Source organism: Pedobacter cryoconitis (assembly GCF_014207135.1).
Classification (GTDB): Bacteria; Bacteroidota; Bacteroidia; order Sphingobacteriales; family Sphingobacteriaceae; genus Pedobacter; species Pedobacter cryoconitis_D.
The window spans coordinates 41,124-55,949 of the sequence record NZ_JACHCC010000006.1 but is presented as its reverse complement, the minus strand read 5'-3'; the positions used below and the strand labels follow the sequence as shown (position 1 = coordinate 55,949).

Sequence of the window (14,826 nt, the reverse complement as noted above, 5' to 3'; positions counted from 1 at the left end):
ATTCTGAGAATAGTTTGTTCTGAAAATATAAAGCAACCTATTATGAATAGCAAAAGATATCTTCCACTGGCACTTGTCGCTTTAGTGATGACCACATTAAGCAGCTGTCAATTGATTGAGGGCATATTTAAAGCCGGAGTCTGGTCTGGTATAATTATAATTGTGGTTATACTTGCCCTGATTATCTGGGTACTCAGCAAAATATTCGGGGGTGGTGGGAATAACTAAAACCCTAAAGGAATATAATCTCATTAATAACTTCAGAGCCGGCACGTTCATTCAGTTTTTGAATGATGCCGGTTCTAACCATCAGCAGTTCGTTTTTGATCACCGAAGATTCGATCCGGACAAATAATTTTTTATGGGCAATATAAATCTGGGTCGTCCTGTTTCCAATAGCAGTACCCATAATTTCGGGCCACATCGCTACCACGCCTGTTTCGTCAAACTTTCCTCTTAACCTGTATACAGACAGCATTTTAGAAATGGCGTCCTTTAAGGTCATATCATTTGGTTTACGCATGTTGTACAGCCCCGTTAATTACTTCAAACAAAGTTACCGGAACTTTTATCTTATCAAAAATATTCAGCACTCTTTCTTTCCCCGTATCTGTAATAAAAATCTGTCCGAAATCATGATGAGAAACCATCTCCATCAGTTTGTGCATCCGGTGTTCATCAAGCTTATCAAAAATATCATCAAGCAGCAGCAGCGGTTTGAAACCCTTATATTTTTCTACATAAGCATATTGTGCCAGTTTCAACGCAATCAGGAATGACTTCTGCTGTCCCTGAGACCCGAATTTCTTCAATGGCATATCGCTGATACTAAAGACCAGATCATCCTTATGAATCCCCGTAGTTGTTCTTTCCAGCACTTTATCCTTTTCTACAGACTGTGAGAGTAACGTTTCAAACGGAGTCTCATTCAGCTGGGACTGATAAATCAGGCTCACCTGCTCTGCATCTCCGGTCAGGAAGTGATAGTATTTATTGAATAATTCAATGTAATCTATCATAAACTGCTTGCGTTTGGCAAAAATGTTTTGCCCGCAGCTGATCAGTTGTTCATTAAATATTTCCAGCAGCGCCGGATCATAACGACGGGTAAGCGCTATCTGTTTTAACAAAGCATTCCGGTTTAACAGGTGCCTGTTATATAACATCAGCTCATCCAGGTATTGCGAATCAGTCTGAGAGATCACATTATCCATGAATTTACGGCGTTCCTCACTTCCATCCATAATAATGGTTACGTCATAAGGCGAAATCATCACCAATGGAAAAAGACCGATATGGCTGGCCAGCTTGTCATATTCCTTTTTATTCCGTTTGAATTGTTTCTTCTGGTTTTTTTTAACCCCGCAGGTAATCTTCTCATTTTTTTCCTGGCGGTCAAAATCGCCCTGGATCATAAATAACTCTTCCGCAGTTTTGATCTGCTGGCTATCAATCGGATTGAAATAACTCTTGCAAAGACACAGATAATGAATGGCGTCCAGTAAATTTGTCTTCCCGGCACCATTATTTCCTATAAATGCGTTTACCGTTTTTGAAAACCGTAAATCAGCATCAGAATAATTCTTGAAGTTGAGCAGAGTAATGTTTTTTAACCACATAATATGTGCTTGCAAAGTTACCGTTTATATTTATTGCCCTGTGCAATAATCATTATTTTAATCCTGTCCGATCCGTGATTATCCTATTCACATCTAATTCAGCGGGTTCTAAATTGACACCGCTTTAAAAAAATTATTTAAATACTGAAAAAGAGGTTGATACTTTAACCGAAAAATGTATTTTTGCAATCCTTAATTTTTTTAAATAAAATGTCCACAACAGAAAAAGAAGTAAATCATAACGTTAGAAAAGGTTCATTTCTAGAGGAAAACTCTAAAAGCCTTTTATTCATTGCCGCAGCGGTAATCGTATTAGTGATCATATACTTTTGGTATCAGAATGTATATTTAAAGGGCAGAGCTGAAGAGGCTTCTGCGAAAATGTACAAAGCAGAACAATATGTTGGGGTAGATTCTCTGGCTAACAAAGCTATTTCAGGAGATGCCGGTTACCCGGGATTCGAAAAAATTGCCGAAGAGTACAACAATACAAAATCAGCTAACTTAGCTAATCTGTATCTTGGTGGTATTTATTTACGTAAGGGTGAATACAAAAAAGCAACTGAGGTTTTAGGTAAATATTCAGAAACAGGAAGTCCTGTAGCAGATCCACTGGCATTAGGTATGTTAGGTGATGCTTACAGTGAACTGAAAGATTACAGCCAGGCAATTACTTATTACAAGAAAGCTGCTGATAAATCTAGCAACAAGTTTACTTCTCCGTTGTTCCTTAAAAAATTAGGATTGGTTTACGAATCACAAAAAGACTTCAAAAATGCAGAAGAGGCCTATAACAAAATCAAAGCTGAGTTCCCTGCAAGCCAGGAAGCTGTGATGATCGACGAATATATCGCCCGTGCTACAGCTGCACAAGGAAAATAAAATTTGCAAAATTTGACAAGGGCCTGCATTTTATGCAGGCCTTTTTTTGTTTTAATACTTACCTTTGCACTATGGCAACACAATTAAAAAACCTGTCCGACTTCTCTCATACTACTGTACCTGATGGTGGTGCTTATAAAATTGCAATCGCAGTGGCAGAATGGAATGCAGACGTAACAGGAAGTCTTTATAAAGGCGCTTTAGAAACACTGTTAAAACATGGTGTTAAAGAAGAGAATATTACTTCTATAGCCGTTCCGGGAAGTTTTGAATTAACCGGTGCAGCAGAGATTTTATTAAAGAAACATGCTGACCTTCATGCAGTGATTTGTCTGGGTTGTGTGATTCAGGGTGAGACCAAACATTTTGATTTCATCTGTGATGCCGTTGCTAATGGGGTAACACAAGTAGGGATTAAATACAGTAAACCTGTTATTTTCGGGGTATTGACAACCAACGATTTACAGCAGGCACTGGACAGATCTGGTGGTAAACATGGTAACAAAGGTGATGAAGCGGCGATTACAGCAATAAAAATGGCTCATTTACTGGAAACAGCGTAATAAGCGATTGCTTTTTTTTCCGGAATAGTGTAGATTAGCGTAGGAAAAAAATATACCGATGAAAAAGATAACGATAGTATTGCTGGGAGTATTCTTCGCAATCACAATTTTAGAGTCTTGTTCTAACCGTATCTGCCCGGCATACAGTTCGTATCCCAAAGGCAGCCGGAGAAAATAAGCCGAATATAATTTAAAATACAAATTTGATGGAGTGGAAGAACATTACTGATCCAGATCAGATCAGTGACATAAAAACGCAGGCGGGTTATAGTTTAATTTTCAAACACAGCACCCGTTGTTCAGTGAGTTCGATGGCTAAAAGACGTTTCGAAATGGATTGGGATGCCATTCCTGCCGGAACAAATCTTTATTTCCTTGACCTGATCAGCCACCGTGCAATCTCTGCACAGATAGCTGAAACATTTCAGGTTCATCATGAATCCCCTCAGATCCTGTTAATCAAAGACGGAGACTGCGTACTGGATGCTTCTCATAGTGACATCTCAGCAGACGAAGTAGCCGAACTGATTAATAGTTAAAAGAAACTGTTTTCTTCAGATCAGGGTGAAGACTGTAAAATACCGGACAGGTATTTGCAGCTCTTTCAATAATTTTTTTATCCTTATCCGTATAGTTATTTGCAGGAAACTGGAAGGCAGCAATAATCTCTGCTACTCTTCTGGGCTCTTCTGCCATAACCTTTGTGATCTCACAGGTAGCACCATCGATGTTAAATCCATGCTCCGCAGCTGCAATACCTACAATAGTCAGCATACAATTCCCTAATGATGTTGCCAGAAGGTCTGTAGGCGAGAAAGCCTCTCCTTTTCCTTTATTATCTACAGGTGCATCCGTAATGATTTCATTTCCGGAACGTAAATGAACAGAGCTGGTTCTCAGCCCTCCGTTATAAGTTATTTTTGAAGTTGCCATATTGAATTATTTAATACAAGGTTAGCATTTATTATTTATCAATTCAACGCTTTTAAGCATAACATTACACCCGGAATACATTTCATGTTTATAACAATTCAAACCTATTGCTTAACTTTGCTCCATGATCGAACTTCCGGTTGTTTCAGCAAACCCAATACAACGTAAACCAGACTGGCTTAGAGTTAAGCTTCCTGTAGGTAAAGAATATGCACAAGTGCGTAGCCTTGTAGATACTCATAAACTGCATACCATTTGTGAAAGTGGTAACTGCCCTAATATGGGAGAGTGCTGGGGTGCAGGGACTGCAACATTCATGATCCTGGGTAATATCTGTACACGCTCCTGCTCATTTTGTGCAGTTGCCACAGGCAGACCAAAGGCCGTAGATACTGACGAACCTAACCGCGTCGCTAATTCGGTTAAATTAATGCAGGTCAAACACTGCGTAATTACTTCCGTTGACAGGGATGATTTAAAAGATGGCGGATCAATTATCTGGGCAGAAACTTTACAGGCTATCCGCAGAGAAAGCCCTGAGACTACCCTGGAAACATTGATTCCTGATTTCAGAGGTATATGGGATAACCTTTACCGTGTACTGGAAGAGCGTCCTGAAGTGATGTCACACAATATCGAAACCGTTCGCCGTTTAACCAAACAAGTACGTGTTCAGGCAAAATATGACAGAAGTCTGGAATGTTTAAAAAGGATCTCTGAATTTGGTCTGAGGACTAAAACAGGAATTATGCTTGGCCTGGGAGAAACTGAGGACGACGTACTGGAAGCTATGGATGACCTGGTTGCTAACGGAGTACATATCCTGACCTTAGGTCAGTACTTACAGCCAACACGTAATCACCATCCAGTAGTTGACTGGATCCACCCTGATCAATTTGCAAAATATAAAGAAATCGGATTAGCTAAAGGTCTGAGATATGTAGAAAGCGGCCCGCTGGTACGCTCTTCATACCATGCAGAGAAACATCTTTTTGAGTTTAACGGCTAAAAAAGATGTTTGAACTTGTCAAACAATCTGTATATTAGTAAGTATTGGCACCAACTAAAAAAATATCCCTCACTGAAGAAGAGCTGGTTCGCGCACTTAAAGGTCGCGAAACTATAGCTATCCAGGCTTTATACGATATGTATTCAGGTTCACTGTTAGGTGTAATTTCAAGAATTGTACAGCATACCGAAATAGCAGAGGATTTATTGCAGGATACTTTTATTAAAATCTGGAATTCTACGGAATATTATGATAGCAGTAAAGGTCGTTTATTTACCTGGATGGTCAACATTGCCCGTAACCTCGCAATCGATAAAATCCGATCCAAAGACTTCAGGAATGCTACTAAAAACCAAGACATTGAAAATAACGTAGATTTCATTGACGCGCAAAAAGAGATCACTCTTAATGCGGATACAATGGGATTAAAGGATATGGTGACTGCGCTTAAACCCGAATTCAATAGTGTGTTGGATATGGTCTATTTTAAAGGCTATACCCATGTGGAAGCTGCAGAGGAGTTGAATTTACCATTAGGAACGGTCAAAACCCGGATCAGAATGGCTATTATGGAATTAAGAAAGTATTTTAACTAAGGTGGAAGAATCAAAGGCATATATCGAAACAGGCATACTTGAACTTTATGTTCTTGGGCAGTTGAATGCTCATGAGCAACGTGAGGTAGAGGAAATGGCAGCTAAGTACCCTGAAATAAAAGGCGAAATCAGTGCCATTGAAATTGCTATGGAACAATATGCAATCAAACATGCGATGCAACCCACAGCCGGTCTTGACAAACAGATCTTTGAAAAGATCCTCGCTGAGGAGCCTGTTATAAAGGAAACTGTTTCTGCACCTGCTCCGGAAGCTAAGATTGTTCAGCTAACACCAGATAAATCTGCTTCAACCATCAAACTATTAAGATTTGCCTTGGTAGCCTGCATCGGATTACTTGTCGTAAGTACTGTTGCACTTTATTCGGCACATGATAAATTAAATACTGCCAATCAGCAGATTGCTTCACTCAGTCTTGATAAAGAGAAGTTTGCTGCAACAGTAAGTTTCATGAAAGGCGAGAACAAAGATTTGCAGGAAATCGCAGCTATTTCTTCCGACCCAACCTGGACACTGGTTAAGCTTGCCGGAACCAAAATCTCTCCACAGGCCAATATGATGGTGTACTGGCACAAAAAAGGCCAGCATGTGATGGTCGACAATACCAAAATGGCACTGCCTAAAAATGATGCAGACCACCAGTATCAGTTATGGGCCATTGTCAATGGTAAACCGGTTGATCTCGGCGTATTTGACGCTACAGCAGAACCTAAGAAACTATTGGTAACCATGAAAGAAGTTGGAAATGCACAGGCCTTTGCGGTAACCCTTGAAAAACGTGGTGGCAGTATAAGCCCAACCATGGAAAAGATGGTTGCAATGGGCGGTGTCTCTATATAATTAATCGTTTAAGTACTTCAGAAACATGATCAGCTACTGCCGAAGCGGTTACTGAAACCCTATTTTTGGCCAGATCATCACCAGACTGTCCATGTAAATAACAGGACAGATAAGCGGCCTGATCGGCCTGATAACCTTGTGCAAGGAAAGAGGCTATTAATCCTGTCAGTACATCCCCCATTCCACCTTGTCCCATTGCCGGATTACCCGTTGAATTGATTTTCACCTTTCCTTTCTGGTCAATAATAAAAGTATATTGATTTTTAAGGACGATCACACAGTTTAATTTCACAGCCTTATCTCTCGCAGTTTCCAGGCGCGCCCACCATGAATCATGAACACCAAACAAGTGATCAAATTCTTTCATATGAGGCGTCAGTATCGATCCTTCGGGAAGTTGTTTAAATAAGTCTTCATAATCCCCAAGCAGATGTAAAGCATCCGCATCTACAATCAGCGGGACAGACAGTTTAAAAAGCTCTTCAAGTATTTTTTTACTTTCAGCTCCTGTTCCCAGGCCCGGTCCGATGGCAATTGCCTTAAACTTTTCAAACCCCGCTTCTGTAAAGTTCAGTTCAGCCCTATCCAGATACATCACTTCCGGCAGCGATGTATTCAAAGCCGTCAGCCCACTTTCAGGAATTGAAACTGTCGTTAGCCCTGCACCTCCCGATAAACAGGCTCTGGCAGCCAGTAAAGCTGCTCCCATCGTTTTTTTCTGTCCGGCAATAAGCAATGCATGTCCGTAGGTTCCTTTATGTGTAAAAGGCTCCCGCGGTTTAACCAGGATCTTAATATCCCCTTCATCCAGTAATTTATATGGAGAATCCTGGCGTTCAATAAAATCCTCATCCAATCCGATCTGAACAGTCTTAAATCTTTTTAGTGCCCCCGCCGATTCAGGAAAAAAGAAATTGATTTTTGGTCGCTGAAAACAGATGACCAGATCAGCTTTGATATAGTTATAGGTTTCATCAAGCACCCCCTCTGCCGGAAATCCTGTAGGAACATCTATGGCAATAACTTTACGGTTCAGATTATTGATACAGGTGGCTACTTCAAGATAGATACCGCTAAGCGGCTTATTTAAACCCGATCCTAAAACAGCATCTATAATAACCCCCTGACTGATTTTTTTCAGTTCTTCGACAGTCTTCACTGTGGTTAAAGGAAACCACATCTCCTTCAGCCGATTCAGATTAGTCTTGTAATCTTCGGTTTCTTTGGCAGAAAAATCAAACAGATACACCGATAAATGGTCATACCCATAATCTTTAAGGATCCTGGCAACAGCCAGTCCATCAGCACCATTATTGCCTTTACCACACAAGATAGCTATAGCCGCTTCCTTGTCACTAAACTCTCTGAGAAATTCTCCGGCAAAAGCAGTAGCTGCATCCTCCATTAATTCTATCGAGGTTATACGTTTGTCTTTAATCGTAAATGCGTCTGCCAAACGCATTTGTTCCTGATTAAGCAGATTCTGCATAGCGTAATTAGGTTAGTGTTTCATTTCTTTCTTCAGGAATTTGCCGGTCAGACTGATAGGATTCTGGATCAGACCTTCGGGTGTACCTTCAAAAATAATTCTTCCACCACCGGCACCCCCTTCTTCTCCTAAATCAATTACCCAGTCTGCCACCTTTACCACATCGAGGTTATGTTCAATAACCAGCACTGTATTTCCTCTGTCTACCAATTCATTTAATACACCCAATAACACGTTGATATCTTCAAAATGAAGACCGGTTGTTGGCTCATCCAGGATATAAAAAGTTTTTCCCGTATCTTTTTTAGATAATTCCGTTGCCAGTTTAACCCGCTGCGCTTCACCACCCGACAGTGTCGTAGAAGATTGACCCAACGTGATATAACCTAAACCAACATCTTTTAAAGTTTTAATTTTCCGGTAGATGACAGGCATATTTTCAAAAAACACACAGGCATCCTCTATACTCATATCCAGTACATCACTAATCGATTTACCTCTGTAACGCACTTCAAGGGTTTCCCTGTTATATCTCCTGCCACCACATTCTTCACAAGGAACATGCACGTCAGGAAGAAAATTCATCTCAATCACTTTCATTCCTGCGCCCTGACAGGTTTCACATCTTCCGCCTTTCACGTTAAAAGAGAAACGGCCAGGTTTATACCCTCTTATTTTGGCTTCCGGTAACTGGACATATAAATTCCGGATATCAGAAAAAACACCTGTATAAGTTGATGGGTTTGACCTCGGTGTTCTCCCAATAGGTGCCTGATCAATTTCAATAACTTTATCAATCTCCTTGATCCCGTTGATTTTCTCATACGGTAAAGGATGTTTTTTTGCCCTGAAGAAATGATGGTTTAAGATCGGATATAATGTTTCAGTGATCAGACTTGATTTACCACTTCCCGAAACCCCGGTTACAGCGATAAATTTGCCCAATGGAAAATCTACTGAAACTTCTTTCAGGTTATGTCCGCTGGCTTTAACGATAGATAATTTATGTCCATTGCCTTTTCTTCTTTTTGAAGGTACGGCTATCTCTTTCTCGCCATTCAGATAAGCAGCAGTCAGCGTTTTTGACTTCAGAATCTCAGCTGGTGTTCCTTCGGCAACAATCTGTCCGCCATGCAGACCAGCCGCAGGACCAACATCTATCACATAATCAGCTTCCAGGATCATATCCTTATCGTGCTCTACAACCAGTACAGTATTTCCAAGGTCACGCAGATTTTTCAGTGCGCCGATCAGCCGTTCATTGTCACGCTGGTGAAGCCCGATACTTGGCTCATCCAGAATGTACATGACATTCATCAGCTGTGAACCAATTTGTGTCGCCAGACGGATCCTTTGCGCTTCTCCTCCAGATAAGGTACGTGCCGTTCTATCCAGTGAAAGATAATTCAGTCCTACATCAGTCAGGAAGCCCAGCCTGGTTCTGATTTCTTTCAGGATTTCTTTGGCAATTGTATTTTGTCTTTCGTTCAAACGGCTTTCCACGTCATTAAACCAGTCTTTCAGACTGTTAATATCCATTTCTGCCAGTTCAAATATGTTTTTACCATCCACTTTAAAGTGCAGGCTTTCTTTTTTCAGTCTTGCGCCATTACAGGAAGGACAGGTCTTCAGTTTACGGAAGTTCTCCATATCATCTACAGCACCTTCACCTTTCTTCTCGTTCTGCTCTTCCAGTAACTTGATAATCCCGTCAAAGGTAATCTGGTAGTTCTGCACATTCCATTTGTTGTATTCTACAGCAACAGAAAGCAAATCCGGACTTCCGTTAAGCAGGATATTGATATTTTCCTCTCCCAGTTTTTCTATAGGCGTGGACAGCGTGAAATTATATTTTTTAGCCAGGGCCTTGATCACCTGGAACATCCAGATATCCCGGTACTCGCCCAGTGGTGCAAGTCCGCCGTTCATGATACTCAGTTTCGGATTAGGGATAACCGAGTCCCTGTCTACGACAAAAATATACCCCAGACCATCACAGCGTTCACAGGCCCCATAAGGAGAGTTAAAAGAAAAACTGTTTGGCTGTGGTTCATCGTAAGATATCCCTGTAGTCGGGCACATTAAAAACCGGCTGAAATGAGAAACATTATTCTCCTTATCACTGATTTTAATAATTCCCTTACCTGCACGCATGGCTGTCTGCACAGAATCAATCAGTCGTTTATGGTCATTCCTGTCTACCAGTAAACGGTCAATCACAATCTCAATATCATGGATTTTATATCTGTCAACCTGCATTTTGGCAGTCAGGTCCTGTATTTCACCGTCAATACGGACTTTAACATATCCCTGCTTACGGATCTGTTCAAATAACTCACGATAGTGCCCTTTCCGTCCTTTAACTACAGGGGCAAGAATATTGACAGCAATCCCTTCGTATTTATTGTAAATATTATTCAGGATCTGGTCTTCGCTCATCCGCTCCATTTTCTCTCCTGTGTTATAAGAGAAAGCATCGGCAGTACGGGCATAAAGCAGACGCATGAAATCATAGATTTCCGTAATCGTACCTACCGTAGATCTTGGGTTTTTACTCGTTGTTTTTTGTTCAATGGCAATTACCGGACTTAAGCCCGATACTTTATCTACATCAGGTCTTTCCATCCCTCCCATAAACTGACGGGAATAAGCACTGAAAGTTTCCATGTAACGTCTCTGTCCTTCTGCGTAAATAGTATCAAATGCCAGAGAAGATTTGCCACTGCCACTTAAACCGGTTATCACAACCAGTTGGTTCCGCGGAAAAGAAATGTCTATGTTTTTAAGGTTGTGAACCCTTGCACCGTATACTTCAACATCTTTTTGTTCACCCAGGTCGATGGTATTTTTGCTCATATGTATCTAAAAAACGCTATTGAAATCTTTGAAATAAAGAAAGCAAATTTGCAGCCACAAAAGTACCCATTTTTCTTTTAATAGCCTATCCCGTTTTATTAATCACGGGTATAGGCTATCTCTAAAACAGAGTTATGACATGAGCATGTTTTTAAATACTTACAACCGGGTTATTTCTTGTTTTCTGATTGATAGAAAGCAGTTTGATGTTTAGAAGAGAGATAAAAACTACATAACAAACTAAAAAACCAAACTAATGAAAGAATAAACTACATACCACAATTCCTCAACTTCTTTCTAATAAGTTCGTTTACACCAGGAAACAGATGTCTACCGAAGTGTTTATGTAATGCGTACATTTGCTTATCTCAGGCCTTAATAATTGGCTCGAATCAAGGAAACTGAGCCAAAGCGTAAAGATTTAGATAAGAACAAGCACCTTGAACATCAAATAATGCAGGACAAAATCATTGTATTCGAAACCTTTTATAACCCTATAGAAGCTAATATTGTAAAATCAAGATTAATGGACTCTGGGATCCAGTGTTTTTTATCTGACGAAAACATGGTTACTATCAACCCTCTATATACACAAGCTTTGGGCGGTGTTAAACTACATCTTTTTGAAAGAGATGCAGATTTGGCGAGAGGTATACTTGAAGAGAAGGTTCCTGCTTTAGAAACTACTGGAGAAGAAGCAGGAGAAATGATCTGTCCGAATTGCGGATCACATCATGTCGGATACGTTCAGGCCACTAAAAAAAGATTCGGCATTCTGACTATATTGATTTCATTTGCCTTATTTGTTTACCCCTTTTACGTAAGAAAAGTTCATCACTGTTTCGATTGTTTTTATGAGTATTAACCATGCCATTCTATAGAAATCACTTTTCTTTGAATAGCCTATCCCGTTTTATGAATCACGGGTATAGGCTATCTCTAAAACAGAGTTATGACATGAGCATGTTTTTAAATACTTACAACCGGGTTATTTCCTGCTTTCTGACTGATATGAGACAAATAAGAAGCTGCCATCATTTTTACGCTATCCAGATGACTGTCAATATTTGACCTTAGCTCCTTCTTCTCAATTTTACCTTGTATAAAATTCAGGAACTCCTCTACAACAGCTGTCTTAGCCTGCTCGGTCATCAGTTTCGAATCATCAAAATTATGCAGCTCTGAAAGATCTTTCATGGTGATTATTTCCAATGGTTTCTTCCCGCCCAGCATCCCGATGTTCCGGAAAACATAGATATCAAAATGGTTATTACCCCCTGGTTTATAATCTCTCTTGCTGTTATGTTTATGTTTATCCTTAGCCTGGTAAGAATGGATCTGTATATTTTGAAACGGGCCCTGCTGAATATTATGGTATTCATGTTTTACACGGCCGTTTCCTTTATAAAGATCTTCCCCTGGCTTGAGCCAGTTTCTTCTGCTGAAACTGTTATGTAACAAGTTGATCGTTATATTAGCAATGTTTTTTTTGTCTTTGAGCATGCGTACCAGAATACTCGCATCAATCTCACCATAATCCTGAAACATTTCCATCAGTTGCGCATCATCATATACTTTTACCTTTTCGTAGTCAGCATTAAAATAATTTTCATAGTCCTGCTCATTAAGCTGCGTGATGAAACCTGCCGGCTGGATCAGGGAACTGAACACCTCCATAGTGTCAGGTAATTTCGCAGCTATTGCCGGTGCATTATAAAACTGGCTGACCATATCAAATATATGATATCCACTATGCGACATCTTTCCATGTCCTTTATTATAGGAATGATAATCCTGCAAAACAATCTCCGTAGGAAGGCGCCACTGGCCGTCACTATGACTGGAATGAATACCGGTTACCGGACAGTTGGTCGCTTCACTAACTTCCTTTATTCTTTCTATCACATACTGGAAACCAGGATGATATCTCCGCTGGACATTTACGCAGAAAATAGTGGATTTTTCTTCCTGAATATGATTATAAAGTTCCAGCAGATGCAGATAATCTGATAGGATTCCATTGGCCTCGGCCAGATCGGAGACCGCATTTTCACGCGTACTGACAGGCTTATCCATTAGGATATGCAATTTTAAACTTAAGGCCCACTCGGCATAAGTATGATGAACAGAAGGTTCAGTGGCAATAATTACTGCATCTATTTTATTTTCATGCACAAAGTGGGTTAAGGTCGCTTTGACATCATCCGGTAAAGTCCCGGTAAAAGGATCGATAAAAAGCGTATCTATAGCATAATCACGTTTTTCAAAATGTCGCTTTATCTTTTCTTCTTCGGGTTTAACATCTACCGCCAGGGAGACCTCCACCTGGAACTTTTCTTTCAGATTTGCCAGTGCCGGCAGATATACGCGTTTGGAATGAGGGCCAATACCGATTAAAACTATTCGTGTAACTATTTTCATTAGGAGTTCAGTTTTTAAACTCGCTAAATATATACGTTTTGAATTACGCCAGAATCCTATCTGAATTAAATGAAAGTAAAAGAATTATTAATTCGTCAGATAAAATTTTATCATAAAAAAAGCCGGCAAATTTGCCGGCTTTTTTTATGATAATTCAGTATCGTTTTTACTCTCTGTTCGTATTCAGCGCCAATATTCCTTTCGAAGGACGGTAACCATAACGTACAGGATCGGTAATAATCTGTTTCATAGAAATGAGCTTATAAACATACCCTCCGGTTTCCCGGTTAAGTTTCATTTTGAAATAATTATCCTGATTTTGTCTGTCGATCTGTTTCCTCATGTGGTTGTCACCCACATTGTAAGCAGCAGCTACCAGCGTCCAGCTCTCAAAAACACCATATAATTCTTTGATGTATTTGCAGGCAGCGATAGTTGATTTACGTAAGTTCTTACGCTCATCAACTTCTGAATTTACTTTTAGCCCATAAGTTCTTGCAGTGCCCGGCATAAACTGCCAGAATCCATTTGCACCTTTGGGAGACATTCCACCCTGCAAACCTGATTCAACAAGGGGCATGTATTTAAAATCATCAGGGATACCATATGCAGCCAGAATTGGTTCTATAACAGGAAACCATTCTGCGGCCATTCTATGTAAACGATTTGTTTGAATGTTACTGTAGTTAAACCCAGCAAGAACCCTTTTCATTTTTTGCTCCACCCTGATGTCACCCAGAGGTAAAGATTCTTCTGCGAAATTTAGCTGAGCCAGCAGATTAACAGGCTCTTCTGTGATTGTAGTGGTAGTAGTGGTAATACTTTTTGTAGTGGTGTTATTTACTTTTTTTTGACTTCTAAATGCTTGGGGCATGTTGTAAGCAAACACTTTTGCCATAACCAATAATCCTAAAATTACTGAACATGTTATTATGTGTTTCTTTATCATTTTCCTCCTTTTTTTGGTTAATAATTATAAACAGCCTGCAAACGTACAATATATTTACCTAAATATCAAGCTTTTACACAAACAAGAGATAAAATCGAGGTTTAAACACCAATAGGCCATGATTTTATTTTCAACACCCTGATTAAAAATATAAATGACGAATTGCGCGATTTTTATTAAATTTGCACCCCGCATTAATTATGTGGTTAACAGCGTATCATGACAAATAACAACAACAGGAACAGTCGGGATGACAAGTCCAAACCGGGAAACCGAAGCACAACAGGAAAGAGCCGTAGTGGAACAGATAGTTCTTACAAAGGCAAAAGCAAGTTTGGAGATAAAGAGGGGAACGATAAAACTAAGTTTGGTGCTGGAAAAGATAATTTCAGACCAAGAGCCGGTAGAGACGGTGATGCTAAAGATTTCAAAGCAAGACCTCCAAGAGACGGAGAAGGTAGTTTCAGACCAAGAGCCGGAAGAGATGGCGATGCTAAAGACTTCAAAGCAAGACCTCCAAGAGACGGAGAAGGTAGTTTCAGACCAAGAGCCGGCAGAGACGGTGATGCTAAAGATTTCAAAGCAAGACCTCCAAGAGACGGAGAAGGTAGTTTCAGACCAAGAGCCGGAAGAGATGGCGATGCTAAAGA

The 14,826-nt window shown here is 40.1% G+C and carries 15 protein-coding genes and 1 pseudogene; 9 read left to right on the top strand and 7 right to left on the bottom strand.

Going from position 1 to position 14,826, the window contains the following annotated elements:
- The first annotated feature begins 42 nt into the window (after positions 1–42).
- Positions 43–228, top strand: coding sequence for a hypothetical protein (locus HDF25_RS11965; protein ID WP_184625000.1), 186 nt, complete (start codon positions 43–45; stop codon positions 226–228).
- A 4-nt stretch (positions 229–232) separates the two neighbouring features.
- Here HDF25_RS11965 and HDF25_RS11960 read toward each other — a convergent pair whose 3' ends face one another.
- Positions 233–523: a DUF721 domain-containing protein gene (locus tag HDF25_RS11960; RefSeq protein ID WP_184624999.1), complete on the bottom strand. Its 291-nt coding sequence runs from the start codon at positions 521–523 to the stop codon at positions 233–235.
- The gene (gene recF / locus HDF25_RS11955; protein WP_184625559.1) at positions 516–1,619 is read right to left on the bottom strand and encodes a DNA replication/repair protein RecF; all 1,104 of its coding nucleotides are present in this window, start codon (positions 1,617–1,619) and stop codon (positions 516–518) included. The genes HDF25_RS11960 and recF overlap by 8 nt, the downstream gene beginning before the upstream one ends.
- Before the next feature lie 210 nt (positions 1,620–1,829).
- On the opposite strand from recF, the gene HDF25_RS11950 reads away from it, so the two are divergent.
- The 3 genes from HDF25_RS11950 to ytxJ all read left to right on the top strand — a co-directional run bounded on the left by HDF25_RS11950 (position 1,830) and on the right by ytxJ (position 3,603).
- The gene (locus tag HDF25_RS11950) at positions 1,830–2,501 is read left to right on the top strand and encodes a tetratricopeptide repeat protein (RefSeq protein WP_184624998.1); all 672 of its coding nucleotides are present in this window, start codon (positions 1,830–1,832) and stop codon (positions 2,499–2,501) included.
- Positions 2,502–2,572: 71 nt separating this feature from the next.
- Positions 2,573–3,064: a 6,7-dimethyl-8-ribityllumazine synthase gene (gene ribH / locus HDF25_RS11945; protein ID WP_184624997.1), complete on the top strand. Its 492-nt coding sequence runs from the start codon at positions 2,573–2,575 to the stop codon at positions 3,062–3,064.
- A gap of 206 nt (positions 3,065–3,270) precedes the next feature.
- Complete coding sequence (gene ytxJ / locus HDF25_RS11940; RefSeq protein ID WP_184624996.1) at positions 3,271–3,603, top strand: bacillithiol system redox-active protein YtxJ; 333 nt, start codon at positions 3,271–3,273, stop codon at positions 3,601–3,603.
- On the opposite strand, the gene HDF25_RS11935 is transcribed toward ytxJ, so the two are convergent.
- A complete protein-coding gene (locus tag HDF25_RS11935; protein ID WP_184624995.1) occupies positions 3,593–3,997 on the bottom strand; it encodes an OsmC family protein in 405 nt (134 codons plus the stop codon). The two genes, ytxJ and HDF25_RS11935, sit on opposite strands and share 11 nt — an antisense overlap.
- 124 nt (positions 3,998–4,121) lie before the next feature.
- On the opposite strand from HDF25_RS11935, the gene lipA reads away from it, so the two are divergent.
- From lipA to HDF25_RS11920, 3 genes are read left to right on the top strand one after another with little or no spacing between them, the layout of a single operon-like run.
- Positions 4,122–5,006, top strand: a complete 885-nt coding sequence (gene lipA, locus HDF25_RS11930; RefSeq protein ID WP_184624994.1) for a lipoyl synthase — start codon at positions 4,122–4,124, stop codon at positions 5,004–5,006.
- Between the two features lie 44 nt (positions 5,007–5,050).
- Positions 5,051–5,602, top strand: a complete 552-nt coding sequence (locus HDF25_RS11925; RefSeq protein WP_184624993.1) for an RNA polymerase sigma factor — start codon at positions 5,051–5,053, stop codon at positions 5,600–5,602.
- Between the two features lies 1 nt (position 5,603).
- Positions 5,604–6,461 (top strand): anti-sigma factor domain-containing protein, encoded by an 858-nt coding sequence (locus HDF25_RS11920; protein WP_184624992.1) that lies wholly within the window; start codon positions 5,604–5,606, stop codon positions 6,459–6,461.
- Here HDF25_RS11920 and HDF25_RS11915 read toward each other — a convergent pair.
- Together HDF25_RS11915 and uvrA are read right to left on the bottom strand one after the other, a co-directional pair.
- Positions 6,454–7,950 (bottom strand): NAD(P)H-hydrate dehydratase, encoded by a 1,497-nt coding sequence (locus HDF25_RS11915; protein WP_260409366.1) that lies wholly within the window; start codon positions 7,948–7,950, stop codon positions 6,454–6,456. The two genes, HDF25_RS11920 and HDF25_RS11915, sit on opposite strands and share 8 nt — an antisense overlap.
- Before the next feature lie 12 nt (positions 7,951–7,962).
- Positions 7,963–10,806 (bottom strand): excinuclease ABC subunit UvrA, encoded by a 2,844-nt coding sequence (uvrA, locus tag HDF25_RS11910; RefSeq protein WP_184624991.1) that lies wholly within the window; start codon positions 10,804–10,806, stop codon positions 7,963–7,965.
- A 454-nt stretch (positions 10,807–11,260) separates the two neighbouring features.
- Between uvrA and HDF25_RS11905 the strand changes: the two genes are divergently transcribed.
- The gene (locus HDF25_RS11905; protein WP_184624990.1) at positions 11,261–11,671 is read left to right on the top strand and encodes a DUF2007 domain-containing protein; all 411 of its coding nucleotides are present in this window, start codon (positions 11,261–11,263) and stop codon (positions 11,669–11,671) included.
- 104 nt (positions 11,672–11,775) lie between these two features.
- Here HDF25_RS11905 and HDF25_RS11900 read toward each other — a convergent pair whose 3' ends face one another.
- Both HDF25_RS11900 and HDF25_RS11895 read right to left on the bottom strand, forming a co-directional pair.
- Positions 11,776–13,227, bottom strand: coding sequence for a Gfo/Idh/MocA family oxidoreductase (locus HDF25_RS11900; protein WP_184624989.1), 1,452 nt, complete (start codon positions 13,225–13,227; stop codon positions 11,776–11,778).
- A gap of 166 nt (positions 13,228–13,393) precedes the next feature.
- Positions 13,394–14,101 carry a lytic transglycosylase domain-containing protein gene (locus HDF25_RS11895; protein ID WP_260409365.1) on the bottom strand — a complete coding sequence of 236 codons (708 nt, stop codon included), beginning with the start codon at positions 14,099–14,101 and terminating at the stop codon, positions 13,394–13,396.
- 294 nt (positions 14,102–14,395) lie between these two features.
- On the opposite strand from HDF25_RS11895, the pseudogene HDF25_RS11890 reads away from it, so the two are divergent.
- A pseudogene (locus tag HDF25_RS11890) lies at positions 14,396–14,826 on the top strand (pseudouridylate synthase); the annotation flags it as partial.

Coding starts and splice junctions, on each gene's coding strand:
- uvrA (WP_184624991.1), bottom strand. CDS start 10,806: ATGAGCAAAAATACCATCGACCTGGGTGAACAAAAAGATGTTGAAGTA.
- HDF25_RS11950 (WP_184624998.1), top strand. CDS start 1,830: ATGTCCACAACAGAAAAAGAAGTAAATCATAACGTTAGAAAAGGTTCA.
- ribH (WP_184624997.1), top strand. CDS start 2,573: ATGGCAACACAATTAAAAAACCTGTCCGACTTCTCTCATACTACTGTA.
- recF (WP_184625559.1), bottom strand. CDS start 1,619: ATGTGGTTAAAAAACATTACTCTGCTCAACTTCAAGAATTATTCTGAT.
- HDF25_RS11900 (WP_184624989.1), bottom strand. CDS start 13,227: ATGAAAATAGTTACACGAATAGTTTTAATCGGTATTGGCCCTCATTCC.
- ytxJ (WP_184624996.1), top strand. CDS start 3,271: ATGGAGTGGAAGAACATTACTGATCCAGATCAGATCAGTGACATAAAA.
- lipA (WP_184624994.1), top strand. CDS start 4,122: ATGATCGAACTTCCGGTTGTTTCAGCAAACCCAATACAACGTAAACCA.
- HDF25_RS11935 (WP_184624995.1), bottom strand. CDS start 3,997: ATGGCAACTTCAAAAATAACTTATAACGGAGGGCTGAGAACCAGCTCT.
- HDF25_RS11965 (WP_184625000.1), top strand. CDS start 43: ATGAATAGCAAAAGATATCTTCCACTGGCACTTGTCGCTTTAGTGATG.
- HDF25_RS11895 (WP_260409365.1), bottom strand. CDS start 14,101: ATGCCCCAAGCATTTAGAAGTCAAAAAAAAGTAAATAACACCACTACA.
- HDF25_RS11905 (WP_184624990.1), top strand. CDS start 11,261: ATGCAGGACAAAATCATTGTATTCGAAACCTTTTATAACCCTATAGAA.
- HDF25_RS11960 (WP_184624999.1), bottom strand. CDS start 523: ATGCGTAAACCAAATGATATGACCTTAAAGGACGCCATTTCTAAAATG.
- HDF25_RS11915 (WP_260409366.1), bottom strand. CDS start 7,950: ATGCAGAATCTGCTTAATCAGGAACAAATGCGTTTGGCAGACGCATTT.